Source organism: Algoriphagus aestuariicola (assembly GCF_017254835.1).
In the GTDB taxonomy this organism is placed as follows: domain Bacteria; phylum Bacteroidota; class Bacteroidia; order Cytophagales; family Cyclobacteriaceae; genus Algoriphagus; species Algoriphagus aestuariicola.
On the sequence record NZ_JAFKCW010000002.1, the window covers coordinates 933473 to 958859 of the forward strand.

The 25387-nt window shown below is 48.7% G+C and carries 22 protein-coding genes; 11 read left to right on the forward strand and 11 right to left on the reverse strand.

Annotated features, from left to right (window positions below):
- Positions 1 to 33 precede the first annotated feature (33 nt).
- Positions 34 to 240, forward strand: coding sequence for a hypothetical protein (locus tag J0A67_RS11200; protein WP_206569420.1), 207 nt, complete (start codon positions 34 to 36; stop codon positions 238 to 240).
- A 65-nt stretch (positions 241 to 305) separates the two neighbouring features.
- Here J0A67_RS11200 and J0A67_RS11205 read toward each other — a convergent pair whose 3' ends face one another.
- The gene (locus tag J0A67_RS11205) at positions 306 to 2585 is read right to left on the reverse strand and encodes a Tex family protein (RefSeq protein ID WP_241265142.1); all 2280 of its coding nucleotides are present in this window, start codon (positions 2583 to 2585) and stop codon (positions 306 to 308) included.
- A 195-nt stretch (positions 2586 to 2780) separates the two neighbouring features.
- On the opposite strand from J0A67_RS11205, the gene J0A67_RS11210 reads away from it, so the two are divergent.
- Together J0A67_RS11210 and J0A67_RS11215 are read left to right on the forward strand one after the other, a co-directional pair.
- Positions 2781 to 3353, forward strand: coding sequence for a TlpA family protein disulfide reductase (locus J0A67_RS11210; RefSeq protein WP_206569421.1), 573 nt, complete (start codon positions 2781 to 2783; stop codon positions 3351 to 3353).
- 97 nt (positions 3354 to 3450) lie between these two features.
- Positions 3451 to 5784, forward strand: coding sequence for a glycoside hydrolase family 95 protein (locus J0A67_RS11215; protein ID WP_206569422.1), 2334 nt, complete (start codon positions 3451 to 3453; stop codon positions 5782 to 5784).
- 15 nt (positions 5785 to 5799) lie between these two features.
- Here the strand turns inward: J0A67_RS11215 and J0A67_RS11220 are convergent, their stop codons facing one another.
- Entirely contained in the window at positions 5800 to 6408 is a 609-nt protein-coding gene (locus tag J0A67_RS11220) for a hypothetical protein (protein WP_206569423.1), read from the reverse strand.
- Between the two features lie 175 nt (positions 6409 to 6583).
- Between J0A67_RS11220 and J0A67_RS11225 the strand changes: the two genes are divergently transcribed.
- Positions 6584 to 8377, forward strand: coding sequence for a hypothetical protein (locus J0A67_RS11225; protein WP_206569424.1), 1794 nt, complete (start codon positions 6584 to 6586; stop codon positions 8375 to 8377).
- 137 nt (positions 8378 to 8514) lie between these two features.
- Here the strand turns inward: J0A67_RS11225 and moaCB are convergent, their stop codons facing one another.
- From moaCB to moaA, 7 genes are all read right to left on the reverse strand, one after another.
- Entirely contained in the window at positions 8515 to 9420 is a 906-nt protein-coding gene (gene moaCB, locus J0A67_RS11230; protein ID WP_206569425.1) for a bifunctional molybdenum cofactor biosynthesis protein MoaC/MoaB, read from the reverse strand.
- A gap of 161 nt (positions 9421 to 9581) precedes the next feature.
- Positions 9582 to 10028: a molybdenum cofactor biosynthesis protein MoaE gene (locus J0A67_RS11235; protein WP_206569426.1), complete on the reverse strand. Its 447-nt coding sequence runs from the start codon at positions 10026 to 10028 to the stop codon at positions 9582 to 9584.
- 6 nt (positions 10029 to 10034) lie between these two features.
- Complete coding sequence (locus J0A67_RS11240) at positions 10035 to 11102, reverse strand: HesA/MoeB/ThiF family protein (protein ID WP_206569427.1); 1068 nt, start codon at positions 11100 to 11102, stop codon at positions 10035 to 10037.
- Between the two features lie 3 nt (positions 11103 to 11105).
- Entirely contained in the window at positions 11106 to 11345 is a 240-nt protein-coding gene (locus J0A67_RS11245; protein WP_206569428.1) for a MoaD/ThiS family protein, read from the reverse strand.
- 29 nt (positions 11346 to 11374) lie between these two features.
- On the reverse strand, positions 11375 to 12109 hold the full coding sequence (locus tag J0A67_RS11250) for a sulfite exporter TauE/SafE family protein (protein WP_206569429.1): 735 nt from the start codon (positions 12107 to 12109) through the stop codon (positions 11375 to 11377).
- Between the two features lie 3 nt (positions 12110 to 12112).
- A complete protein-coding gene (locus tag J0A67_RS11255) occupies positions 12113 to 13300 on the reverse strand; it encodes a molybdopterin molybdotransferase MoeA (RefSeq protein WP_206569430.1) in 1188 nt (395 codons plus the stop codon).
- Positions 13300 to 14280 carry a GTP 3',8-cyclase MoaA gene (gene moaA, locus J0A67_RS11260; protein WP_206569431.1) on the reverse strand — a complete coding sequence of 327 codons (981 nt, stop codon included), beginning with the start codon at positions 14278 to 14280 and terminating at the stop codon, positions 13300 to 13302. Before moaA ends, J0A67_RS11255 begins: the two co-directional genes overlap by 1 nt.
- 118 nt (positions 14281 to 14398) lie before the next feature.
- Between moaA and J0A67_RS11265 the strand changes: the two genes are divergently transcribed.
- The 6 genes from J0A67_RS11265 to J0A67_RS11290 all read left to right on the forward strand — a co-directional run bounded on the left by J0A67_RS11265 (position 14399) and on the right by J0A67_RS11290 (position 21281).
- A complete protein-coding gene (locus J0A67_RS11265) occupies positions 14399 to 14782 on the forward strand; it encodes an aldo/keto reductase (RefSeq protein ID WP_241265143.1) in 384 nt (127 codons plus the stop codon).
- Between the two features lie 149 nt (positions 14783 to 14931).
- Positions 14932 to 15453 carry a DinB family protein gene (locus J0A67_RS11270; protein ID WP_206569433.1) on the forward strand — a complete coding sequence of 174 codons (522 nt, stop codon included), beginning with the start codon at positions 14932 to 14934 and terminating at the stop codon, positions 15451 to 15453.
- Between the two features lie 277 nt (positions 15454 to 15730).
- On the forward strand, positions 15731 to 16621 hold the full coding sequence (locus J0A67_RS11275; protein ID WP_241265144.1) for an alpha/beta hydrolase: 891 nt from the start codon (positions 15731 to 15733) through the stop codon (positions 16619 to 16621).
- 182 nt (positions 16622 to 16803) lie between these two features.
- Positions 16804 to 17262 (forward strand): (2Fe-2S)-binding protein, encoded by a 459-nt coding sequence (locus J0A67_RS11280; protein ID WP_206569434.1) that lies wholly within the window; start codon positions 16804 to 16806, stop codon positions 17260 to 17262.
- 11 nt (positions 17263 to 17273) lie between these two features.
- Entirely contained in the window at positions 17274 to 19538 is a 2265-nt protein-coding gene (locus J0A67_RS11285) for a xanthine dehydrogenase family protein molybdopterin-binding subunit (protein ID WP_206569435.1), read from the forward strand.
- Between the two features lie 138 nt (positions 19539 to 19676).
- Positions 19677 to 21281: a DUF1593 domain-containing protein gene (locus tag J0A67_RS11290; RefSeq protein ID WP_206569436.1), complete on the forward strand. Its 1605-nt coding sequence runs from the start codon at positions 19677 to 19679 to the stop codon at positions 21279 to 21281.
- 7 nt (positions 21282 to 21288) lie between these two features.
- On the opposite strand, the gene J0A67_RS11295 is transcribed toward J0A67_RS11290, so the two are convergent.
- Positions 21289 to 22746 (reverse strand): pyruvate kinase, encoded by a 1458-nt coding sequence (locus tag J0A67_RS11295; protein WP_206569437.1) that lies wholly within the window; start codon positions 22744 to 22746, stop codon positions 21289 to 21291.
- 220 nt (positions 22747 to 22966) lie between these two features.
- Here J0A67_RS11295 and J0A67_RS11300 point away from each other — a divergent pair, with 220 nt between their 5' ends.
- Positions 22967 to 23695, forward strand: a complete 729-nt coding sequence (locus J0A67_RS11300) for a DUF4397 domain-containing protein (protein WP_206569438.1) — start codon at positions 22967 to 22969, stop codon at positions 23693 to 23695.
- 89 nt (positions 23696 to 23784) lie between these two features.
- Here J0A67_RS11300 and J0A67_RS11305 read toward each other — a convergent pair whose 3' ends face one another.
- Complete coding sequence (locus J0A67_RS11305; RefSeq protein ID WP_206569439.1) at positions 23785 to 25329, reverse strand: mechanosensitive ion channel family protein; 1545 nt, start codon at positions 25327 to 25329, stop codon at positions 23785 to 23787.
- Positions 25330 to 25387 lie beyond the last annotated feature (58 nt).

Below are 25387 nucleotides of genomic sequence, written 5' to 3' on the forward strand. Positions count from 1 at the left end.
TTCGATAAAACCTTATTCTAAAACACCTTCGATATGAAAATTAACGTTCTCCTTTACATCTTAAGCCTTGTCGTGCTGATCGCCTCAATTTGGCTTGCAATTGAATTTTCGTATTCTGGAAGAATGCTTTCCTATGCTGGTATATCTGCTTTTCTGGGACTTGTCCTAAATGTAGTGAGCTATTCTACCAAAGGTGGGATTTGGGCCCGGCCATCGGGAAACCGTGAAAAAGTCTTGTAAAGCAGGACACCAACGGACAAAAAGCCCCAGGCGATTTTCATTACCCAGGGCTTAATTTTCGATAATCAACCTCCGAACTTCCCTTTCAGCATCGCCAGCTTTTCGGCCATCGTACCTTGCGGTTCTTCAGTTTTCTGGGACTTCGGCGCAGGCTTTCCTTGACTTTTGCCCCGCTCCGCAAAAGGATCGGATTTCATGCTCAACGCTATCCGCTTTCTCGGAATATCCACTTCCATCACCGTCACTTGCACTTTTTGATTCACCATCACAACCTCGTTGGGATCTTTCACAAATCGATCCGCCAAGTGGCTCAGGTGAACCAAACCGTCCTGATGCACCCCAACGTCTACAAAAGCCCCGAAGGCTGTGATATTCGTCACTACGCCCGGCAGCTTCATCCCAACTTTCAGATCGGACATGGAGTTCACCCCGTCCTGGAACTGGAACACTTCAAAAGTCTCCCGCGGATCGCGTCCTGGCTTTGCCAATTCCTCCAGGATATCCTGTAATGTGGGCAAGCCTACCGTCTCGGAAACATAGTTTTTCAGAACGATTTTATTTCGCAAATCATCCGAACTCATCAGCTCTTTCACCGAGGTATTCAGATCCTTGGCCATTTTTTCTACCAATTCGTAGCGTTCCGGATGGACAGCTGATGCATCCAAGGGATGCTTTGCTTTGCTGATTCTCAAGAAACCTGCGGCTTGTTCAAAGGCCTTGTCACCCAATCGAGGCACTTTTTTCAATTGAGCTCTGCTGGTAAAAGGTCCGTTTTCGGTACGGAAATCCACGATATTCTGTGCCAAAACCGGTCCTAAACCGGAAACATAAGTCAGCAACTGTTTGGATGCGGTATTGACCTCCACTCCTACTCCATTCACTGCTGACATCACGGTGTCGTCCAGAGAATTTTTCAGCGCATTTTGGTCCACGTCATGTTGATACTGGCCCACGCCGATGGATTTGGGATCGATTTTCACCAGCTCTGCCAAAGGATCCATCAGTCGGCGACCGATCGAAACAGCCCCTCTGACGGTCAGATCCAAGTCAGGAAATTCCTCCCTGGCCACATCTGAAGCCGAGTAGATAGAGGCTCCAGCTTCATTGACCATCGTTACGATGACAGATTTGGGAAGGCCGAGATTTTTTACAAAGGCTTCAGTTTCTCGTCCCGCCGTACCATTTCCGATAGCGATGGCCTGAATTCCAAACTTTTCGGCCAAACCCTTCACCGTCATGCCCGCCTCGACAGTTCTCCGCTGGGGTTCGTGGGGATAGATCGCCTCATAATGTAAAAATTGACCCTGTGGTCCCAAGCAGACGAGCTTGCAACCCGTACGGAAACCTGGATCAATTGCCATCACTGACTTTTCGCCCAAAGGCGCTCCGAGCAGCAGCTGGCGGAGATTTTCCGCAAAAACCCGGATCGCCTCCTCGTCGGCTTTTTTCTTGGTCAGCAAGCGGATTTCCGTCTCCATGCTCGGCTTCAATAATCTTTTGTAAGAATCCTTGATGGCAAGCTTCACCTGATCCACAGCGGAATTGGCGCCATTCTTCAGAATTTCCCGTTCCATCACAGCAATGGCCGAAAGCTCCTCCGGACAGGAATCCAGCATCAAAAAGAGTTCCTTCTCTCCTCTCCGCATCGCTAAAACACGATGGGAAGGAGCAGACTTGATCGGCTCAGACCAGTCAAAATAGTCTTTGTATTTGATGGCCTCGTTTTCCTTGCCAGGAATCACTCGGGAAGTAAAATTGCCTTCTTCCAAAAACAGTTTGCGCATTTTTTCACGGATTTGGGCGTTTTCGTTGACCCACTCGGCGATGATGTCACGAGCTCCCTGAAGGGCTTCCTCGACCGAGTTCACCTCTTTGTCAGCGTCGAGATAGTTATGAGCTTCCGCTTCCAAGTCGAAGGACTCTTGCGCGAAAATACGCTCCGCCAGCGGCTCCAGACCCTTTTCCCTTGCTATCGTCGCCTTGGTCCTCCGCTTGGGTTTGTAGGGCAGATAGATGTCTTCCAGCTTGGACATGGTCTCGGCTGCATCAATCGACTTCTTCAATTCAAGAGTCAGCTTGCCCTGCTCCTCGATGGATTTGAGGATGGCTTCCCGACGCTTATCCAGTTCACGCAACTGCTCAATCCGATCTCTAATCGCGGCGACTTGCACCTCATCAAGTGTACCGGTGGCTTCCTTCCGATAGCGTGAAATAAAGGGAACCGTCGCCCCTCCGTCCAAAAGCGCTATTGTCGCCTGAACCTGATGGGGTTTTACTTCAAGTTCGGAAGCTATTTTAATCTCGTATTGCATATTCTTGGGAATTCTGTACTTCTTGTCAACCATGCAAGTTAAGCCTCCTTTACATTGGAAAAAGGAGAATATGTGCGCTTGGTCACTAAAGGTCTGATTTTAAGATTGTAAAATTGAAAGATCAAAAAATTGAAAGATTGGGGCCTACATCTCAAACCTTCGAGTCCTCTAAAACCTCCAAGGTTCCAAAAAACCTCGCAAATCGTATTTCGTAAATCGTCCTTGAGAATGGATTGGAAAAAAGAAATAAAGTCCTGGGGCCTGATACTGGCCTTTTTTGCATTTCTCTACTTCACTGGTCTGCTGCCTGTGATTCAGGGAGGTCTACAGTCTGTGCTGCTTTCGACAGGATTGATGAAGCCAAAGATTGAAATTCCGGATCTGACAGACCAAAAATTCGACTACCTGGGTCGGTTCAAAGACATGGAGGGAAAAGTGATCGACCTCCAAGACTATCGGGGCAAAGTTCTATTTATCAATCTCTGGGCTTCCTGGTGCGGGCCCTGCCGCGCGGAAATGCCACACATCTCAGAACTGTACAAATCGGTAAAAGACACTCCCGATCTTGAGTTTATGATGATCGGTCTCGACAACGACATCGCCAAAAGTCGCAACTTCATGGAGGGAAAAAGCTGGGCATTTCCGGTCGTCCATGCCAGCTATGGACTTAACCAAAGCTTGGAAAGCGAGTCCATCCCCACCACTCTGGTGGTGAATAAAGAAGGGAAAATCGTCTTCTACCAGCAGGGTATGAGCAATTTCGACACGGATGAGTTTCGGGACTTCTTGAGATCCCTGTAGACAAAGTGGATATCTAGCCCTTTAAAGCCATTTTTTAGGCGAACAGGTTGGCAGGAATGGCTATTTGTCGTAATCTTGGCAGATACCCAAGTAACCCATGAAAAAGTACCCCATTTTAGTCCTATGGGCATTTTTTGCAGTATTTTCTGTCCATGCCCAAAATTCCGTCCTATGGTACCTACAGCCTTCCGAAAAGTGGGAAGACGCCCTTCCCATCGGAAATGGCAGGTTGGGCGCCATGATTTTCGGCATCCCGGGCAAAGAACGCATCCAGCTAAACGAGGATTCCATGTGGCCCGGCGGGCCCGATGATTGGGGCTTGGCCGAAGGCACACCGGCAGACTTAGCACAAATCCGCGAATACCTCATCTCCGGAGACCATAGCAGTGCGGACTCCTTGCTCGTATTGAAATTTTCCCGCAAGGACGTGACTCGATCCCATCAGACTATGGGAGATCTTTGGCTTGACTTCAATTGGGATAACGTGACGGATTATAAAAGAAGCTTGGATCTGAACACCGCCATCGCACACACCGAATTCAAAAGCGGGGGTTATTCGGTCGCTCAGGAGGTCTTCGCCTCTGCGCCCGATCAGGCTATTTTAATCAAACTTCAAACCACCCATCCGGATGGATTCAGAGGACTGATCCGCATGGACCGCCCCACCGATCAAAATCATCCCACCGCCGAAACTAAAGCACTCAACGACAATCTCCTCGAAATGAAGGGTATGGTCTCCCAGCGTGGTGGACAAATCGACTCTAAACCCGCGCCGATTCTCAACGGGGTCAAATTCCGCGTACTCCTGCTGGCTCAGAACCAAGACGGGGAAATCCGAGCCGTACCTGAAGGGCTACGGGTAGATGGTGCCAAGGAAATCCATGTCAAACTGGTCGCAGAAACGAGCTTCTACCACTCGGATTTTGAGAAAAAAGCAGAAGCTACACTCGACGAAATCGCCTTTGCCAGCTGGGGACAGCTTCGTCAATCCCATGAAACAGAATATAGTCCCTGGTTTGACCGGATGAGCCTATTGCTCGGAGCTCCGACTTCCGATGAAATCTCGACCGACCAACGCATCAAAAACGCCAAGACCGGTCATACGGATCTTAGGCTCGAAAAACTTCTCTTTGACTTCGGTCGCTACCTGCTGATCTCCTGTTCCCGTCCCGGCACCAATCCCGCCAACCTTCAGGGACTTTGGAACCAACATATCTCCGCACCCTGGAATGCGGACTACCATTTGAACATCAACCTGCAGATGAACTATTGGCCTGCCGAAGTCACAAACCTTAGCGAGTTGCACATGCCGCTTTTCGACTTTACAGACCAATTGATAGAAAACGGCAAAAAGCCCGCTTCGCAAAACTTCGACATGAGCGGAGCCATGCTTCCCCATACAACCGACCTATGGAAGATTCCCTTTCTACAGGCACGTACCGCTTTCTGGGGAAGCTGGATCGGAGCCGGAGCTTGGCTGGCGAGGCATTATTGGGAGCACTACCTCTATACCCAAGATCAAGAGTTTTTGAAAAAAAGAGCTCTCCCAGCGTTTAAGGAAATCGCCCAATTCTATTCCGATTGGCTGATCGTGGACCCCAGAGACGGATCTCTCGTATCTGCGCCTTCGACCTCTCCCGAAAACCAGTTCATTGACGAAAAAGGCGCTAAAGCCGCCTCCACCATGGGTGCGGCTATGGACCAGCAATTGATCGCTGACATCTTCAACATCTACCTCCAATCGATCGAGCTCGTTGGGTCTAGGTCCGAATTGAGCGACAAGATCCAAAGCCAGCTAGCCCAACTTCGACCTGGGGTACAGTTGGGTTCGGACGGACGGATCCTGGAATGGGATCGAGAATATGAAGAGCCGGAAAAAGGCCATCGACACATGTCTCACCTCTACGCCTTTCATCCGGGCGATGCTATCACACGAGATGGGACGCCAGATCATTTTGCAGCGGTGAAAAAGACCCTCGACTATCGCCTAGCCAACGGTGGAGCGGGGACGGGCTGGTCACGCGCCTGGCTGATCAACTTTTCCGCTAGGCTCATGGACGGAGAAATGGCCCATGAGCACATCCAAAAATTGCTGGCCACCGGGCTCTATACCAATCTTTTTGACGCGCATCCGCCCTTCCAGATTGACGGTAATTTCGGCTACACTGCCGGAGTAGCCGAGATGCTCCTCCAGTCCCACGAGGAAGGCGTGATCCGTGTACTGCCCGCTTTGCCCAAGGCTTGGCAATCAGGGAATGTAAAAGGCCTCAAAGCCAGAGGAGGATTTACCTTGGACTTTTCTTGGGAAAGTGGCCAGGTGAATAAAGTCAAGATTTACTCAGAAAAGGGGGAATCCGTCGTGCTCTTCGCCGACGGTTCCGAAATAGATTTGCAGCTCAAAGCCGGAGAGAGTATCGAGATGGAGTTTTGAAAACAGAATTGAGCCTTAACCCTTCTCCTCCCTCTTTTTCCCCATCGACGCAATCACATATTGGTAAGCGGAGTCGATCGATTTTTGCCTTTGCGAAGCATATCTGATCAAAGAAAGGAAAGCAAATAGCAAACATAGGCTCCCCTCCAGCCAGCTGTTTTGGAAAAAGGCCCAAGCGCCGGCGAACAGGAGAACGATCACAAAACTCCTGAAAAATTTTGATTCGGCGATGTGCTTTTCCACTGCTTGATACATTGCTGGCTGATGCTGCATGAGGTGGGCAAGCGACCATTTGAACGCATTGAAATATTTTCTGTCGATTTTTCCGATCTCTTCGTCCTTAATCTTGATGACTATATTCACCAAAGTCTCATCTGGCCATCTCCTTTTCTTGATTTTTTCAAAAAGCAAGCCATCGAGGTAGCTCGCCACCATATGGATAAAATGGCCAAGCACGTATGAGGAGGCAGCAAAAGCAGCTGCAGAAAGCCAGCTTTCGGATAGTTCCTGCAGCATGGACCATTCTTCCAGCCAACCCGATTGCCACGCTAATCCAGCCAAAAAACCACCAGGCAATAGAATGGAAAGCAAGTCCAGCAATCCGACATTGAACTTCTCAATCATAAGGGTTTGATTTTGATAGCTTAATCTAACCCAAAAGTTACTATTCCTAATCGACCTAAAGTCATTCTCGGAATAATCCCTGACAAAAGTCAGGTAGAGACAAAGTTAAAAACAGCCATTCAAGCCCACAGTCGGGGATAATTTTGGCATCTCAACAGTCTATCCTTCCAGTTCAATGCTTCAGAATTCAGGACTCCACACTTTCCACATCCCGGTGATGGGATTGGGCTATACCGTCGATACCCCACTCAAAGTCGCCCGATTCGGCATTTCCAGCGTCGTATCCATCATGGACGATTTTCTTCTGGAGGATATGCGAAAGATCCATTCCGCAAAGCTCAATCTTCCTTTCATGCCGATTTTGGAAACTGAAGAGGACTACCGTGCAAAAAGAGTCCAAGCCTACCTCGACCTACTGCACGATGCCATCCAAACTCAGGTGGAAGAGCTCAAAAACGAAAGTTGGGAAACTGGCGAGGCCATGACCCAGCTCGTCGCCCTGCTTCCGCAAGAGAGCAAACTCGCTAACCTTTTCGCGGAATACCAGAAGGCAGAGGACGAGGAAAAGCCAAACCTGAAAAACCGAATCAACTCGCTGCTAAAGCCTGGATCCGTGGATGTCAATATCATGACCAAGGTCGACAAGCTCAACTACGACAAAGAAGGCCAAGCACTGCCGAGAGAGTTTTCTGATGCGCTTTCTTCCTTGAGAGGCTTCGCCAAAAGCAAGCTGAATGCAGCCGTGGTGTTCTCAGCAGGTATGAATCCAGCACTCTACAGCTATGCGGAGCAGTTTGCCGACTTTTTCCCCGACAAAAATAGTCAGCTCAAAAAACGTATTATCCTCAAGGTCAGCGATTATAGATCCGCCCTGATTCAAGGAAAATTCCTGGCCAAAAAAGGCCTTTGGGTCTCGGAGTTCCGCATAGAATCGGGCCTCAACTGTGGCGGTCATGCCTTTGCTTCAGACGGCTTTCTCGCCGGACCGATTTTGGAAGATTTCAAAAGCAACAGAAAAGAGCTAATCAACACGATCCGTCAATCCTGCAATCAAGCCTTGGCTGAAAAAGGGCTAAAGCTTTTGTCTGAAAATGAAACCATCAAAATCACCTACCAAGGCGGAATCGGCACGGCAGGTGAGGACAGCTTCCTACGAAGCTACTATGAACTGGACGGCACCGGCTGGGGAAGTCCCTTTCTCCTAGTACCAGAAGCCACGGCCGTGGATGATGAGACCATCCAACGCATCATCGCTGCAAAGCAGTCCGACTTTTTTCTCAGCCAAGCTTCTCCCCTCGGTGTGCCTTTCAACAATCTACGAACCAGCAGCGGAGAAGAGCAGCGCAAAGAACGCATAGAAAAAGGCCGTCCGGGCAGTCCTTGCTACAAAAAATTCCTGAGTTTCAGTACAGAGTTTACCGAAAAGCCGATCTGTACTGCCTCCCGTCAATACCAGAATTTAAAAGCAGAACTTTTCAAGGAAGGAAAAGTGAGTCAGGAAGATCTCAATGAGGTCTTGGAAAAAGACTGTCTCTGCGAAGGACTAAGCGCCCCGGCAATCTTGGCTCAAGGCGAAAATCCGAGAAGAAATCTGAATGCCGTGACCATCTGCCCCGGACCCAATTTGGCCTATTTCAAAGGCGTCTTCAGCCTCAAGGAAATGGTTGATCACATCTACGGCAAGATCGCGCTGAAACTGGAATCTGATCGCCCGCATATCTTTGTCAAAGAGGCCCAGCTCTATGTGGATTACCTGAAAAAGGAATTTCAAAAACTTCTGCCTGAAGCCTCAGCCAAGCAGGAAGCTTATCTGGAGAAATTCAGAAAAAACCTGAACCTGGGCCTATCCTATTATCAGGATTTGGTTAACTCCATACAGCTGGACTCTGAAGAAATCATCGAAAAGATAAGGCTACAGCTGGATGCGCTGAAGGCGGAAATTGAAGCGATAAAGCCTGCTTTGATTTAGGGGAAAAGTTATGAGTTTTCTGCGGTGGCAGCACATCTCCCGTGTATTTCATCTTCATCTTGCATTGAGAAAAAACGCCAATCCCTGCTACCTAAATCTTGATTCTTGGCTCTAGGTTCTTGATACTAGCTACTCCCTCAATGCCTTCCTCCTCCGAGGATATGAAACACATGCAAGACTGCTGGGAATATCGCATCTATGGACTCGCCAGCTGCGGCGGCTGAACCTGGAAGCCCAAGTACGAGCATTTTACCAATTGTGCCTGCCACCGATCTGGACAGCATAGCAGTGGGCACGCGCTGCTGTCCGTAGCTTCGGATCGCTTCTTCGATTCCAGGAATTCTCCGGGTCAAGATCGGCTCCAACGCCTCGGGTGTGATATCCCTGGGCGAAAGTCCCGTTCCGCCCGTGAAGATCAGAATGTCGGTTTCCTGCGCGACGGCGTCATGGGCAGCGTTTTGAATCTTGTCGCTATCGTCAGGGATTACGACATAGTTGGTGACCTGTATGCCGAGACCCTCCAACTTCCCTATGATGGTTTTACCCGATTTGTCCTCTCCCAGCCCCTTGGAGATCGAGTCGGAGCAGACCACCACAGCAGCTCGCAGCTTGCTAAAGTCTGCTTTCTGGTCTGACTTCCCTCCGCGCTTTTCCATTAGTTTGATGTGCTGAATGCTGATGCCTTTGTCTATAGGCTTCAGCATATCGTACATAGTCAGCGCCACTACCGAAGCGGCATGCATGGCTTCGACTTCCACGCCGGTTTTGTATACGGTATGGACTTCCACCAAGACTTGGATCTCCATCTCCCCTATCTCATAGCTTACGGAGGTAAACTCAATCGGTAAAGGATGGCAATCGGGAATCATGTCGGCAGTCCGTTTGGCGGCAAAGAGTCCGGCCGTTTTGGCCATCTCCAGCACATCGCCTTTGGGAACGGTTCGGTCTTTTACTGCCTGAATCGTCTCCGGTTTGCTCACGCAAACAACAGCTTGGGCAATAGCCTTTCTTAGGGTTGTGGATTTATGGGTGATGTTGATCATGGTTCTATTTTTTTCAACGGTCGACGGTCAACAGTCCACCGAACATGTCGTCCTTACTCAATCGATATCGAAGTCGGCACTTCCGTCTTTTACACATCCGTCATCGGACACCGGACATTTGACTCTACCGGCAGTTGATAGTCGACTGTGGTCTATGGACTTCAGACATTCACCTTCCACACGTGGCCATCCGAGTCTAGGATTTCCTTTCCCCAAACGGGCAGCTCGGCTTTGATCCGCTCGACCAATTTGTCACAGGCATCCATCGCAGCATTGCGGTGCTTGGAAGAGGTGAATACAAACAGGCAAAGCTCTCCCACTTTTACCTCTCCCAAACTGTGGTAAATGTGCATACAGGTCAGTGGGTATTTGGCAAAAATGGCCTCACGGATTTCAAAAGCCTTTTCCAAAGCCATCTCCTCGTATGCGGAATAGTCAATGGCAACGACCTTGCCTTCGGGCTTTTCATCCGCCCGGACTTGCCCAAGAAATATGGAATGCCCTCCAATGTCCGTTTTAGTGGAATGGTTGGCGATCGACTGGGCGATCTTCTCGGGTGTGATTGCTCCCTGTACGAATATGTTCTTCGGTTTGCGTTCTTTTTCCATGCTTGCTTAGGTCTTCAAGGCATTGATCCCGCCTCGGATTGAATAGATCTTTTTGTCCGGATAGGTCTGCTGAAGCTGTTGCGCGGCTTGTTGGCTGCGGATACCGCTTTGGCAGAAAAACAAGACCTCCTCCGATTCTTCGAGGCGGTCCAGTTGCGCGCTAAGGTTTGAAAGGGGAATTTTGATCAAGCCCGTGCATTCAAGCGGAGGCATTTCGCCGGGTTCGCGCACGTCCACAAAAGCCACATCCGAATTCATTTTACGCATAGCCTCAGACCAGGTCAATTGCTTGATGCCCTCACAAGCCAGCTCGTAGTCCATAATTTCGAATGAAGCAAGTGACCGGGGCATAGCTTCCCTCGTTTCCGCGCTGGGGACAAGCTCCACTTCATAGGTTTGAGCAGTCAGGCTGTTGAAAAAAAGCACCTTATTTTTCAGCGGCTTGCAGAATCCGCTTAAAACCTTGATCGCTTCCAAAGCCATCAAGTTGCCAATAATCCCAGGCAAAACACCCAAGACTCCTGTATCGGCGCAGTTGGGAATCTCGGAAGCGGCTGGCATCTTGGGATACAAGTCCCGGTAATTGGCGGAATTTGGTCCCAGGTTAAAAACTGAAACCTGTCCCTCATGCTGATAGATCGCGCCGAAAACAAGCGGCTTTTCCATCAGTACGCAAGCGTCATTGACCAAATATCTTGTTGGAAAATTGTCCGTGCCGTCAACGACCAAATCGTAACCTGAAATGATTTCCTGGGCATTTTCCACGGAAAAAAATTCGGGAATAATCTCCCACTGGATATCGTCGTATTTATGCTGAAAGTACCGGACTGCTGTCTCGGCCTTGTTTTTTCCCAAGTCTCCGACGCCGAACAGCACCTGTCGGTTGAGATTGGAAAGCGCAACGGTATCTCCGTCCGCCAATCCGATTTTCCCGACGCCTGCAGCAGCCAGATAAAGCAAAATCGGACATCCCAATCCTCCCGCGCCGATCACCAACACTGAGGAATTCCGAAGTTTTTGCTGCCCTTCTTTACCAAATCCGGGCAAGATTTCTTGTCTGTCAAATCGGCTCATCGGCTATCCTCCAGAAAAGGGTGGTAAAAGCGCCACCTCAGCTCCTGCTGGAATCTCCGCATCGCTCTGAAGCAGCTTCTTATTGATTGCAAAACCAAATTTGGCGGCCTTAAGATCTGGAAATTCATTTTCCAACTTCGCCCTGAGCGCCTCCAGGGTCCCCGGATTCTTCCACTCCAACTCACTCCCGCCGATTTTCTCGGCGATCATTCCAAATGCTTTGATGAGTATTACTTCATTCATGGCAACTAATCTACAACTCCCTGCCCGTTTTATCCAATTATCAACTTGACTGCTGCAAAAGCAAGCACAAAGGCCAGGAGGTATTTCAGGAACTTAGGGCTGAACTTTTTTGCCCCCAAATAGGCACCTGCCGCACCTCCAGCTATCGTGAGAGGCAACAGTATCCATAACTGGGTTGAAAACTCAATATGAAATACCGAAGCGCCGAGGAAGCCTGAAACCGAGTTTAAAAAGATAAACAAAGCGCTCAAGGCCGCTGTTTCCTTCACCCCTGCCCATCCCAGCATCAGGATAATTGGTGAAAGGATGATTCCTCCGCCTATCCCAATCATGCCGGAAAGCAAACCGATGGCGAAGCCCAGCATAGGACCCATCCACCATTTTCGCTCAACCTTTTCGGTATCCGAAATTGGAAACACCCCCGCAAACCTCAATACAGGAAATATGAGTAAGACACCCAAGATCTTCTTGTATATACCCGTTTCCAGCAACAAGGTTCCGCCCAAATAGGCCGCCGGGATAGAGAAGATGATCAGGGACAAAAACAGGCTCAGGGGAAATTGGCCGGATTTCCTATAATTCAGGAAGGAAATCATAGACACGAACATATTCAGAATCAACGCAGATGGGCGAATTTCCTCTGGAGCAAAACCCATCAAAGCCAAGATCATCAAGTAACTACTCGCGCCTCCGTGTCCAACTGAAGCATACATAAACGCCGCAAAGGGCATTAGGAAGTATAAAAACCAATCCCAAAGTTCCATGTCCTAAATCCAGCTATAATAGGCAACAAGACTTCCTTCTTCCACATGGCTGAGATCTTCAGGAATCTCCACTAAGCCATCAGCGACACCAAAAGGAAGCAAATTGAACGACTCTTGTCCGGGTAATATTTCTGCTTTTCCAGACTCCAGCTTGGCTTTTAAGAAAAAGGTCAAGGGTGCATTTTTCTTGAAGTCTTTGGAAATAGGGTAATAAGTTGGTGCATTCCAGGAATTGGATTTGCCGTTCCATTCTTGGATCAAAGGCTTGACGTATTGGACAAAACAACTTAACACCGACGCTGGATTTCCGGGTAAAGCGAAAACAATTTTCTCTTTTTTCCTCCCTACAAAAAGTGGCTTTCCGGGTCTTTGTTTGACTTTATAGAAGATTTGCTCCACGCCATTCTCCAGAAGACTTGGTTTGACAAAATCAAAATCCCCTACCGAAATTCCTCCGGTCAACAAAAGCAAATCCACACGTTCCAATGCCTCTCCAATGACTCGAGTCACCTCAGTCGCTTCGTCTTTCACTTTGAAAATCTGAATATTTTCAATACCCAAAAGCTGCAAATAAGCCCGCAAAGCGGGTCCATTGGCATTGTAGATTTGGCCGGAAGCCAAAGGATTCCCGATTTCGATGATCTCGTCTCCAGTAAGAATAATCCCCACTTTCGGAGAGACAAAAACTTCTAGCTCTTGGATTCCAAGGGAAGCCAACAAGCCTATGGTTCCAGGTGTGACTAGGGAATGACTGGGCAACACCACTTCTCCCACTTGACATTGAGCTCCGGCTTCGCGGACATTCATTCCTTTGGTAACTCTCTCCTGCTCAAAGAACACCTTATCCCCAACTATCGTAACCCATTCTTGCTGGATGACGGTATCGGCTCCTTTTGGAACTGGGGCTCCTGTGAAAATCCGAGCTGCTTCACCAGCTTTCAGTTGAAAATCAGTGGCTGATCCCGCTTGGATAACATCTACGACCGTTCTGCTTTCTCCCGAATCCGCAAAAGAAAAGGCATATCCATCCATTCCGGAATTGTCAAAGGAGGGCACGTTCATAGGAGAAATAATCGGAGACGAAGTGTATTTGCCCAAAGATTTCCCCAGAGGACTTTGCTCAGTTTTTTGGAAAAGGTCGAGAGATTTTAAAAGCTCTTTGGCTTTGGAAACAGAAACAAATTCAAGCATTACCCACCGATTGTAATCATACTTCTATTTTCCATTTTGTCTGGATCAGCTTTTTTGTAATCGGCTGTAAACTGCCCACCCAAAGCAGCATGTTTTTTAGACAAGGATTGCTCAATCAAAGACACAACTTCCTGACCTGAGCGAAGTGCGGTCAACAAATCCAATTCATCTTTGCCAAAAAGGCAATTTTTGATCTTTCCGTCGGCAGTCAATCGAAGCCGGTTGCAATTGCTGCAAAAGTGCTCACTCATCGTGGTGATGAAGGCAAAAGTTCCGGCAAATCCAGGTACTTGGTATTTCTTGGCGGTGTCGTGTTTGAGATCTTCCAGTTTGATGACCGGAAATTCGGCTTTGACCAACTCAAGCATCTGATTCGCGGTGACTACCTGCTTGCTGGACCAGTGGTTACCGGCAAAGGGCATAAATTCGATAAACCGGACATGTAGAGGCAGCTTTTCCGTGGCTCTTACGAAGCCACAGAGTTCATCCTCGATCAGCCCATGAAGTGCCACGGCATTCACTTTGACCCGAAAACCTTCTTCCAAAAGCAGGTTGATATTTTCCCAGACTTTGTCAAACTGATCACGTCGAGTCAATTTTTGAAACTTCTCCCGATTGAGAGTATCCAAACTGACATTCACGGAGCGAACACCTGCTGACTTCAACTGCTCGACATGCTTGTGAATAAGGACTCCGTTGGTAGTGAGGGTAGTTTCTACTCCCATTTTCGCAATCCCTTCCAGAATCTCAGGAAATTCCTTTCTGACCAAGGGTTCTCCCCCAGTTAGACGTATCTTGTTTATCCCCAAACCCACAAAGACCTCTGCCAATTTTAGGATTTCCTCCTTGCTCATCAGCTTGGACGAAGGCATCCACTCCATCTCCTCCACTGGCATGCAGTAGGAGCAGCGGAAATTGCAGTTATCAGTGAGCGATATCCGCAGGTAATCGTGAATACGTCCAAAATTGTCTTTAAGCATACGCTATGTTAGGCAATAAAATTTTGAAATGAAATTAAACCTTTTTCAATGGACAAGTCCTTTTTTTAGATTTTATCCAACTTTTCGGAATTGAGTTGGATTGAGATTGAGATGCTTTTTGAAGAAATTGGGACAAGGGTTTTTGACCGGAAAAATCGACGCCTCCACTTCCTTTGAGGCTGGAGATTTCAGAAATGTGGTTCCGAGATTCGCCGAGGAAAACCGAAAAGCAAATCAAGCGGTCACAGACACCTTGCAGCTGATTGCTGATTCCCAGCAGGCCACTCCCGCGCAAATTGCCCTAGCCTGGATTTTGGCACAGAAACTATGGATCGAGCCCATTCCCGGTACCACCAAAAAGCATCGTCTGGAAGAAAACTTAGGAGGTGCTTCTATTCATTTGTCCTCCACGGACTTGGCGGAGATTGACCGGGTTTTCAAAGAATTGACCATTGTGGGCAATCGCTATCCAGAAGCTGCCAAAAAAATGATTGACCGATAGGATTTGGGACACAGCAAATTGGTAGCGCCGGTTTGCACTGGTCGAAATGCCAGACGACCCTTTAAATCAAGAAGAATCTTCCTTATCGCTGTTCTGAGTAGAAGTGAAGTAAGGAATTTCGTAACTTCTAGCAAAAAAAAACAATCCCCATGAAACTCTTAGCTATCCTCGCCTTCTTTTTGGGATTCACATCCCTCACACTCGCCCAGAGTCCCGTTGACGATATGGTCAAAGACTGGGAGCGCGCCAAAGCCTTCACCAAGGAATACCTTGATGCCATGCCAGCCGACAAGTACAATTTAAAACCAACTCCTGAGATGCGCTCCTTTGCCCAACAGATGCTCCACTTGGCCGATGCCAACTACGGCTTCATTGCCGCAGCAACTGGTCTAGCAAGCCCAGTCGGAATGGGGGCCTCAGAAAAAGCGGAGGATCAATCAAAAGAAAATACTACAAAGCTTGTCATGGCGAGTTACGACTTCGTGATCGGCAGCATTAAGACCATGACTCCGGAAAAACTGGCTGAAAACACGACGCTCTTTGGGAGATTTGAGATGAGCAAGGGCAAAGCATTGGAAAAGGCCTTTGAACATCAGACTCACCACAGAGGTCAGGCAACCGTCTACATTCGACTTGGCGGAGCAACTCCTCCACAGGAAAAGCTATTCTGATCTGAGATCATTTTCGTTGCGATTAATCGGACGAAAATCAACCAACATTCCTAGGCCTGAACTTCTCGTTTGGTGAGGTTCAGGCCTAACTTTTCCCTTTGGGCAGTAATTGAGTTTGGTTTTAGTCAAAGCGCCTTACCGGCCTTTTCGAGTGGTAATACGTATCCGTGAGTGTCATAGGGCATAAAAAAAAATCTACAGAAACATAGCTAAATTAAAATTCAAAGCGAGCTGAAATCTCTTCTGCTCTTTTGTCGACTTCTACCCATCCAAGCTAATGAAACAGGCACTTTTTTTCCTTCTGCTCTTTTCCATCGGAAGCCTAGGCATGTCGCAATCCAACCGGGTTATGAACATTTTCCCGGAAGGCACAATGCTTCACGGAAATATTCCCTATCAGTACGACACACTCAAAAAACACCTGTTAGACATCTATCTTCCACCCAATGCAACAGGGAAAGTTCCCCTGGTGATTTGGGTTCATGGAGGGGGATGGCTCAGCAACGACAAATACGCGGACATGAGCTATATGAAGGAAACCATCGCCGAAATCATGAGAAAGGGCTATGCTTTGGCTTCCATCGACTATCGATTCAGTACCCAAGCGACCTTCCCGGCCCAGATGCTGGACTGCAATTCTGCGGTTTCCTATTTGTACGAAAACGCCTCCAAATTTGGCTTTGACACCGATCGATTTGCTTTAATGGGATTTTCTGCGGGTGGACATTTAGCTGCAATGTTGGGTCTTTCCAAAAATCAGGACGTGAAGGAATTCTTCATGCCGGGAACCAGCAAAAAGTTCGCGTTCAAGGCCGTCGTTGATTTCTATGGGCCAGCTGATTTGACACTATTTCCAGGAGCAGTAGATGCCAAATCACCTGAAGGCCTCTTGATCGGAGCAGCACCTTTGAATAGACCAGATTTGGCCAAGGTTGCGAGTCCGGTCTCCTATGTGGACGAAAAAGACCCACCTTTCTTGATTATCCATGGGGAAAAAGACGACATGGTCTCCCCCAACCAATCCCATCTTTTGAATTCTTGGCTGAAAGTAAAAGGCGTACCAACCGAACTAATTGTGGTTAAGGGTGCACCTCATTTCGGGGCGATGTTTGATGCACCGGAGATCCGGACTGCGATCTTTTCTTTTCTGGAAAAGCACCTAAAATAAGGGCGGTTCGTCGATTGGTTCAGGAGATGTTTGAAACATGCAAGAATGCCAAAGAGGTGATTGGGCAGCCGAAGAAATCAAGTAGAACTCATAAACAATTGATTTATAAAGCCTTCAATTTGATTTTCGTAGGGCTTACCCGAACACAAATCTGTAACTTGAAATTCTAAATTCAACATACTATGGCCCTATACAACCTCAACATCAACGGTAAGTCCCAGCAGGTCGACGTAGATCCCAACACCCCCATGCTGTGGGTGCTGAGAGATCACCTGGATTTGGTGGGCACGAAGTTTGGCTGCGGCATCGCCCAATGCGGCGCCTGCACCATCCATCTGGACGGCAATGCGGTACGCTCTTGCCAGCTGCCCGTCTCTGCTGCCGAAGACTCGAAAATCACCACCATCGAGGGGCTTTCCGAAGCGGGCGACCACCCCGTGCAAAAAGCCTGGATCGAGCATGACGTGCCGCAATGTGGCTACTGTCAGGCCGGTCAGATCATGAGTGCGGCAGCGCTTTTGGCACAAAACCCAAGCCCTTCTGACACGGACATCGACAATGCAATGAATGGAAATATCTGCCGCTGCGGCACCTATACCCGCATCAAAGCTGCCATCCACACCGCTTCCCAAAACCTCTAAGCCCCGAAACTATGACAACTGTAAATACAAAATTGGACAGAAGATCGTTTTTGAAGGTTTCTGCGCTCGCGGGCGGAGGCATGGTGCTGAGCTTTAGCTGGCTGGCAGGATGTAAGCCAACTGCCAAGGAAGAACTTCTGGCGATGCCAAAGGAATGGTTTGAGCTAAACAGCTACGTCAAAATAGGCGAAAACGGAGCCGTGACACTATATTCCGCTAATCCTGAATTTGGCTCCAATGTCAAGACCTCCATGCCGATGATGCTCGCCGAGGAACTGGATACCGACTGGAAGATGGTCATGGTCGAGCAGGCGGATTTCTATCCTGAGCGCTACAACCGACAGTTTACCGGGGGTAGTCAAGGCATACGCCAAGGCTGGAAACCGCTAAGAACCGCCGGAGCGACGGCCCGGGCCATGCTCGTGGCAGCTGCCGCACAAACCTGGAATGTACCAGCCTCAGAAATCACCACCAGTGCCGGCACACTGGAGCACAAAGCCAGCGGAAAAAAAGCCGGATACGGAGAGATGGCCTCATTGGCCGCCACGATGGAAGTGCCCGAAGAAGTGACCTTGAAGGAAATCAAAGACTTCAAGATCATCGGCAATTCCAAAAAGAATGTGGACAGTCAGAAAATCGTGACTGGCAAGCCGCTTTTCGCACTCGATCATAAAGTGGAAGGCATGAAATATGCCGCCATCGTACACCCGCCGGCTTTTGGGATGAAGCTCAAGTCTTTTGACAAAAGCTCGGTCAGTGGCATGCCGGGCATTCAGGAAGTCTTTTCCATCTCCCTCTTCAAAGACGACTATCAGCGCAATTTCTTTGACACCACCACCTACCCAGAGATCGTAGCTATCGTCGGCAATTCGACTTGGGAAGTGATGCAGGCGAAAAAGACCTTGGTTGCAGAATGGGAAAACGCACCGGAATCCAAGTTCGAAATGGCAGGATGGGGCGGCAATACCTCCACGGTGACTGTCCCGTCAGGATTGGAAAACTCCTCCCGGCACAAGGAGCGGATGGCCGAGTACGTTCAGAAATCCGGTAGCGTACTTCGCCGAGACGGCGATCCCGAAGGAGCTTTCAAAAAGGCAGCGAGAGTGATCGAAAGGACCTATTCCGCACCCTTTTTGGCACACAATACCATGGAGCCAATGAACAGTTTCGCGGATGTCAGGGGTGACAATGCAGTTGTCTATGGACCTACTCAAGCGCCCGAATCCATTATGGGGACGCTCGTTCAGGCACTGGGAATCCCTAAAGAAAACATCCAGATCAATCTTGCCCGCATGGGTGGAGGTTTTGGAAGAAGAGCCTATAGCCATCACATGGTAGAGGCTGCCCTGATTTCGCAGAAAATCCAAGCGCCTGTGAAGATGGTTTACACCCGGGAAGACGACATGACCGCTGGTGTTTATCGACCAACGTATTCTGCAACTTATCGAGCTGCTTTGGATGAAAATAACAACCTCCTAGCCTTCCATGTGAAAGCTGGCGGGATCCCTGAGACTCCACTCCACGCCAATCGTTTCCCTGCTGGAGCGATTGACAATTACTTGGCAGAGGGCTGGGATATCCCTTCCAACATTACCATCGGAGCATTCAGAGCTCCTCGATCCAACTTTATCGCTGGTGCAGAGCAAAGCTTCTTGGATGAATTGGCTGAGGAAATGGGTAAAGATCCAATTGAGTTCCGTCTGGAACTGCTTAAAAAAGCAGAAACCAACCCAGTCGGCAAAGACAATGACTATGTCCCTAAGCGCTATGCGAGTGTATTGGAATTGGTCCGCGAAAAATCCAGCTGGAATTCCCCGCAGCCTAATGTCAGTCGGGGCGTGTCAGCTTACTTCTGCCACAATTCATACGTAGCCGAAGTCGTTGATCTGGTAATCAAAGACAATCAGCCGGTCGTGGAAGCGGTTTATGCGGCAGTGGACTGCGGCGTAGTCATCAATCCAGATGCTGCAGCCAACATGGGTGAAGGCGCGATAGTAGATGGAATCGGAAATGCTTTCTTTGGAGAAATGGCTTTCGAAAATGGAGTACCTACGAAAACCAATTTCGACAAATACCGCATGATCCGACACAAAGAAGCTCCGAAAAAGATTGAGGTGCACTTTGTGGATAATAAAGAAGATCCAACCGGATTGGGTGAACCGCTTTTCCCTCCTGTTTTTGCAGCAGTCGCCAATTCTCTATACAAAGCAACAGGCAAGCGCTACTACGAGCAGCCCTTTGCTCCACAGCTGGAGATGCAGAACTTGAAGATGTAGGTTTGACAAGCTTACCTTCCAATTAAGATGAAAATTGAATTCGCCCGAGGAGAAATCTTCGGGCGATTTTTTATCCTATTGTCTCAAAGGGAGTTAATGGCAACTTTCCTTATCTTAAGGCCATTAACAATCGAACCCATGGTCAAAATCCCTTCTTTTACTTCCTCCGTGAGCTATTTTCATTTGCTAACTTTTTCCATTGTCCTTCTTTTTTCCCCAGAACTCATAGCTCAATCAAATTTTTATTCCGAGAAACCAAGAATTATTATAACAGCAGATCCTGAGTTGGACGACAATAACTCCCTCATCCGATTGATTCTGTACAGTTCGGACCTTCAGATCGAGGGACTGATCTACGCCAGCAGTCAGTTTCACTGGACCGGAGATGGCAAAGACACCAAATGGTTTGTCCCGGGAAGGGAATACGATCGATTTGGAATGAACGAATGTCCCTGCAGCTCTTGGCGGTGGGCAGAGGGCGAGCGATTTATCCACGACATAGTCGAGGCCTATGAAAAATCATACCCAAATCTCAGGACCCATAATCCCGAATATCCCAGTCCGGAAAAACTGAAGTCTGTCATCCGGTACGGAAACATCAAATTTGACGGGGATTTTAGCGAGGACACACCTGGATCGGAACTGATTCGGGAATTGATACTGGATGATAAGCCTGGCAAACTGTTTATTACCGCATGGGGTGGAGCCAGCACCATTGCCAGAGCCTTGTTCACCATTCAAAGGGATTTTGAGTTCAGGGAAGACTGGTTAGAAATCCGGGACAAAATCAACCGAAAAGTCGTGCTCCTACCCTCCGGAGACCAAGACGACACTTTTGCCAGCTACATCCGTCCCAACTGGCCGGAAATCGAATACCGCCAATTTCGCCAGGGTCCCAACTACGGGTATGGGGCTCAGATCCGGGCAAGCGCTGAAAATGCGCCATTTTTAACCCCGGAATGGATGAAGGAATATATCTCCGACCGAGGACCTTTGGGCGAACTCTATCGAGTTTGGGGTGATGGCAAGCAAATGGTCGAAGGAGACAAATTGGACTATTTTGGAATCGCGGGAAAAACCGGTGAAGAGCTGAAAGAAATGGGTTATTTCGTCTGGATGCCTGTGCAGGAAAAAGGTTCTTGGCTAGGTGAAGGTGATAACCATACTGTCATGAATATGCTCGGCAACGGACTTCGAGCATTCGAAGACGGAACCTTTGGTGGATGGGGAGGCAGAAAAATTCTTACCATCCAGCCAACCCCTATTGCCGGAATGAGTTCTTCGGGCTCGGCGGACGACATGGCGGCCTCGATCGCGAATCAAAATCGAGCCCAGACCGATTTGGAGCCATTTCCGAATTACTTTCCAGAAGCACAGCGGGATTTAGCTGCTCGCATGAAATGGGCCGTAATTCCCAACTTCAAGGATGCCAACCATGCCCCTGTTTTAAGAATTGAAGGCCCATTAACCCTCATGGTGGCTCCTGGACAGAAAATCAAACTCCATTCGTCCGTTACTGATCCAGATGGGGATGAAGTATCCGTCCGTTGGTTCCAGACTCCTGTCAGCGGATTTGAGACAAAAGCAGAGTTTACCCAAAAAGACAGTGCTAACGTGGAAGTGACGATTCCAAAGGACAGCGGCTCCGGTCAGGAGATTCATGTCATAGCCGCCGCTACAGACCGAGGCAGTCCAGCCTTGACAAGCTACCAGCGCGTGATCATTCGAGTGAAGGCAAATTGAATAGGAGCTACTTCGCCAAAAAATCAGCAACGATCTTCAAAGGACGGAGAGAAAGACGGTTTTTGATGCGTAGAGCGGCTACCCGCTTGGCGATACTCTCCAGCGTTTTGAGCAACTCCAGCGTATGAGGGCCTTTGTTGAGCATAATGCATTCGGCGGTGGCAGCTCGTCCTGCATCGGTGATTTCTGCCCTTGAAGGCAACCCCGACTTGTGTAGGTTTTCCAAAACCTGCGTAGCCCAAATCACGGGCACGTGAGCGGCCTCACATAGCCATGAAATCTCCTCCTGAATCTCTACCAAGCGCTCAAAACCAATCTCCACTGCCAAGTCTCCCCTGGCGATCATTACACCAAAATCCTGCTCGACCATTCCCTCGAGCACGAGTTCAGGAAAATTCACCACCGCTTCATGGGTCTCTATTTTCAAAATCACCGGTGGGGTATCCTCACGAAACTCCCGCATCGCAGCCCTGAGATCCGCGATATCTTGGGCCGTGCGGACGAAAGAAAATCCCACCGTATCTGCATAGGTACATACAAAAGGAAGGCAGGCACGATCAAACTCCGTCAAGGAAGGAATGTCTAGCGTAGTATCCGGGAAATTCAAACCTTTTTCGGCTTTGATGACGGACTTTCTGGAAGAAATCCGCTCGATTCTGACGGATGCCTTCCCCGAATCGACCTGCTCCACTTTGCCATAAATCATCCCATCGTCGATAAACACCCGGTCTCCTGCTCGAAGGCTCTCTATCACTCCGGGCTCATTGGGACTGATGACTGTATCCTTTCGATCAAAACCCTTGCCCGTCTCGCTCAGCCATACCAGCGAATCCGGATGGACTTTTACTTTGCCTTTCTTTTTCCCTTTTCCCAGAAGCACCGTCCTAATCTTTGGCCCAGCTAGGTCAAAATGGATTTTGCAGGGGATTCCCGTCTGCTTGCTTGCGGCTTGGATCTTTTCGACCATCTTCAGCCAGACAGCCTCATCATCGTGGGCACAGTTGATACGTGCGACACCCATCCCGCTCTTCAGCAGTTCGTCGACGAGTTTTTTTTCTTCCAAAAAAGACGCATCAAAAGTCACCATGACCGAAGAGGGCCATTCCGCCTGCACGTCGCCAAAGAGCCTGACACTACTCTTCGCGATCTTCCTGTTGCCAAACTCCAGCGTGCAGGAATCGAGTCTTTTGAACTTTGTCCCCAAATGCTGCAGCGTTACCTGAATCTGTCGGTGAATATGACTCTCTCCACTTGCCAGTGAGGAAAGACCGGTGGCATGCAGATGTTCCTGCAGCTTTCGAATGTCATTTTTACGCAGGATCAGGTATTTCAAAAAATTCAGCGAGGACTTTTTGTTTTCGGGATGAATCCGTTCTAGTCTCTGGGAAAAAACATTTTTTACCTCGGACATCTCCTTATGAAGGGCTGTGAGTCTTGACTGGATCAGAGAAAGGTTGGCTGGCATGGTGTCTTTTGGCTTAATATCGGATTGGCTGGGCTTGAGGTTTCGGATTCGGACTAGAATTCGGATGAATAACGCCTGAATTCAAAAAACAATCCCGCTGAAAGCCAGCTTTCTGTGCTCTTTTTGTCCAAAAAAGGCATAAAAACCTGGGTTCAACTTGAAGCGAATCAAATCTGCTCTCCGTCTAGGGGGAAAGTTTGAAATCTAAATCCAACCCTTTATGAGTATCATTTCCAAAAGCAAATTCAAATTCAGCAGAGGTTTTGCAATCGCAGCGGGCATTCTCGCAAGTTCCTTGGCATTGAGTAGCTGCATGGACGACATCGAGTCTCCTGAGCTTCCCCCTGCCGCCTATGTTTCCATCTATCAAGGGGCAAGTGCGGCTCCGGTAATGAACATCTACGCCAACCAAAACCAGGTCAACCAGCAACCCCTGGGCTATACGCAGGTTTTGCCATACAGCGCCTACTACACTGGGAATCGTGATTTCCGCTTCTCTGCTTCTAACTCTGCGACTTCCTTGCTTGAGAAAACCTTTCAACTGAAGGCTGACTCAGTTTATTCCATTTTCGTAGCCACGAAAGCAGAAGGTATAGACGCAATCATCTCCGAGGACATTTGGGAAGAGCCAACTGCTGAGAAAGCCCAATTGAGATTCGTCCACCTTTCACCGGATTCTGAAAACGTCTATTTGGAAATCTCCGGCAGCACGACTCCGCTCGTGGCTGAATCCACATTTAAATCTGTTTCAGAATTCGAAGAAATCACTCCAGGAAACGTCACCCTGAAAGTAAAATCAACTGAGACCGACGAGGTGCTGATCCAAACCGGGACATTGGAAATGAAAGGAAACCGAGTGTACACGCTGATCCTCAGAGGACTTCAAGCCGAAACCACGGGAGACAAAAAGCTGGACATCCAGCTCGTCACCAACTTCATCAACTATTAAAGACGCCTCAATTTTTTTAGCTTTTGATTCCGGAACTCCCAGCGAGTTCCGGATTTTTTTATAGTGCTGTCCACCTTCTTCCCTCAATATCAATCCCCCAGCTCGCGTTTTGGAATCGTGATCTCCGAGCCATCCCGGCTGGCTCGGTAATGCGGCGACATGATCTCTATATCCCGATCACGGCAGAAATCCTGGATATTTTTATGCAATTCAGAATATACCAAGGCTTGCTTGCTCGCTTGCCTAGTGTAGGCATTGAGCTGGTAGGAAACATAAAAATCGTCCAAGCTCGTCTGTAGCACAAAGGGCTTAGGTTCCTTTTCGACAGAATCCGTGGCAAGTGCCGCGTCCACTAGCGTTTGGTGGACTTTCCTCCAGGGAATATCGTAGCCAAGTGTAATAGTAGTATGCAAGATCAGTCCCTGTTGCTCAGCCTGCAGGGAATAGTTCACGGTATTGCCGGTGAGAACTGAGGCGTTTGGAATAGTAATGATCTCGTTTTTTATGGTCTTGATCCTGGTAACCAGCAAAGTTTTTTCAATCACATCACCAGCTACGTCCGCGATTTTGATCCGGTCGCCTGGTTTGAATGGCCGCATGTAGGTGATCACCAAACCCGCGATCATATTGGTTACAGCTGAGGAGGAGCCTAGGGAAAAAAGAACTCCGACAAACACCGTAACCCCCTTGAAAATCGGCGAATCCGAGCCGGGCAGATAAGGAAAGATCAGCACCAGAGTAAAGGCAAAAAGCAGAAACCTGACAATGTTGTAAGTCGGCATAGCCCAGTCTGCGTGGAATCCATTGATTTCCAGCTTTTCATCCTCAATCTCCTTGAACACATATCTGACAAAACGGATCAGATACCGCATAAAGAGAATGATGACCAAAATGCTGAAGAGATTGGGCAAGTACTCCCAAATCGAGCGAAGTACTTTTCTAACCGGCTGAAGCACCCATCCCAAGATCACCTCGGACCAATCTCTCGACTCTGGAAAAATACTGAATAGGACCGGAAGCAACAGGTAAAGCGTAAGGAGGATCAAAAACCACTTGAAAAAGCCCAGTAACTGGAGTACCAAACTCAGCTCCCGCTCTTTGGTCAGGTAGGTATAGTTGCGATAAGACAGATTTCGGAAAACCCGATCCTGTCTCGACACCCAAGCCGCAAGCCTCCGAAAGCCAGCTTGCACCAAAAAGAAAATGCCCACAGCGGTAAGCAGAGCCGCCAAGGCAAGCCCTACGCGCATCGCCAACGTCCCGAGTCTGTGCTCATCCTGGTATACCCGCACATAGCTGTCTATGGTAGCCCGGCAGCGCTCAGCCAATTCACGAGGTTGCGCCTGGTAGTATACTGTATCACTGGGAGAAATGGTAATGATAATCTGATCGCTATAGACGACATCCAAGCCACCCTCCACTTCTTCTATCGTAAGCGAATCCGAAGAATACAGATCATTTTCGACTAGGCCTTGGATTCTTTGGCTAATCCGCTTTGCCCTATCCTCCGGGGTGAGCGATCCCAATCTGGAGTAGACCAGAAAAAGTGTGTCCCCACTGCTGCCAAAAACCGGATATCCTACCGGATCGGGAGTCTTTTTTTCGCCTCCTTGATTGACAGATTGCCAATTCAAAAAATCAAGGGCTTGTGTCTCGCTTGTAAAAGTTAGCGCTGCGAGGAAAATCAAAATG

What these genes read in the sequence shown, in the direction of transcription:
- J0A67_RS11200 (WP_206569420.1), top strand. Translation starts at nt 34, where the DNA reads ATGAAAATTAACGTTCTCCTTTACATCTTAAGCCTTGTCGTGCTGATC.
- J0A67_RS11205 (WP_241265142.1), bottom strand. Translation starts at nt 2,585, where the DNA reads ATGGTTGACAAGAAGTACAGAATTCCCAAGAATATGCAATACGAGATT.
- J0A67_RS11210 (WP_206569421.1), top strand. Translation starts at nt 2,781, where the DNA reads ATGGATTGGAAAAAAGAAATAAAGTCCTGGGGCCTGATACTGGCCTTT.
- J0A67_RS11215 (WP_206569422.1), top strand. Translation starts at nt 3,451, where the DNA reads ATGAAAAAGTACCCCATTTTAGTCCTATGGGCATTTTTTGCAGTATTT.
- J0A67_RS11220 (WP_206569423.1), bottom strand. Translation starts at nt 6,408, where the DNA reads ATGATTGAGAAGTTCAATGTCGGATTGCTGGACTTGCTTTCCATTCTA.
- J0A67_RS11225 (WP_206569424.1), top strand. Translation starts at nt 6,584, where the DNA reads ATGCTTCAGAATTCAGGACTCCACACTTTCCACATCCCGGTGATGGGA.
- moaCB (WP_206569425.1), bottom strand. Translation starts at nt 9,420, where the DNA reads ATGATCAACATCACCCATAAATCCACAACCCTAAGAAAGGCTATTGCC.
- J0A67_RS11235 (WP_206569426.1), bottom strand. Translation starts at nt 10,028, where the DNA reads ATGGAAAAAGAACGCAAACCGAAGAACATATTCGTACAGGGAGCAATC.
- J0A67_RS11240 (WP_206569427.1), bottom strand. Translation starts at nt 11,102, where the DNA reads ATGAGCCGATTTGACAGACAAGAAATCTTGCCCGGATTTGGTAAAGAA.
- J0A67_RS11245 (WP_206569428.1), bottom strand. Translation starts at nt 11,345, where the DNA reads ATGAATGAAGTAATACTCATCAAAGCATTTGGAATGATCGCCGAGAAA.
- J0A67_RS11250 (WP_206569429.1), bottom strand. Translation starts at nt 12,109, where the DNA reads ATGGAACTTTGGGATTGGTTTTTATACTTCCTAATGCCCTTTGCGGCG.
- J0A67_RS11255 (WP_206569430.1), bottom strand. Translation starts at nt 13,300, where the DNA reads ATGCTTGAATTTGTTTCTGTTTCCAAAGCCAAAGAGCTTTTAAAATCT.
- moaA (WP_206569431.1), bottom strand. Translation starts at nt 14,280, where the DNA reads ATGCTTAAAGACAATTTTGGACGTATTCACGATTACCTGCGGATATCG.
- J0A67_RS11270 (WP_206569433.1), top strand. Translation starts at nt 14,932, where the DNA reads ATGAAACTCTTAGCTATCCTCGCCTTCTTTTTGGGATTCACATCCCTC.
- J0A67_RS11275 (WP_241265144.1), top strand. Translation starts at nt 15,731, where the DNA reads ATGAAACAGGCACTTTTTTTCCTTCTGCTCTTTTCCATCGGAAGCCTA.
- J0A67_RS11280 (WP_206569434.1), top strand. Translation starts at nt 16,804, where the DNA reads ATGGCCCTATACAACCTCAACATCAACGGTAAGTCCCAGCAGGTCGAC.
- J0A67_RS11285 (WP_206569435.1), top strand. Translation starts at nt 17,274, where the DNA reads ATGACAACTGTAAATACAAAATTGGACAGAAGATCGTTTTTGAAGGTT.
- J0A67_RS11290 (WP_206569436.1), top strand. Translation starts at nt 19,677, where the DNA reads ATGGTCAAAATCCCTTCTTTTACTTCCTCCGTGAGCTATTTTCATTTG.
- J0A67_RS11295 (WP_206569437.1), bottom strand. Translation starts at nt 22,746, where the DNA reads ATGCCAGCCAACCTTTCTCTGATCCAGTCAAGACTCACAGCCCTTCAT.
- J0A67_RS11300 (WP_206569438.1), top strand. Translation starts at nt 22,967, where the DNA reads ATGAGTATCATTTCCAAAAGCAAATTCAAATTCAGCAGAGGTTTTGCA.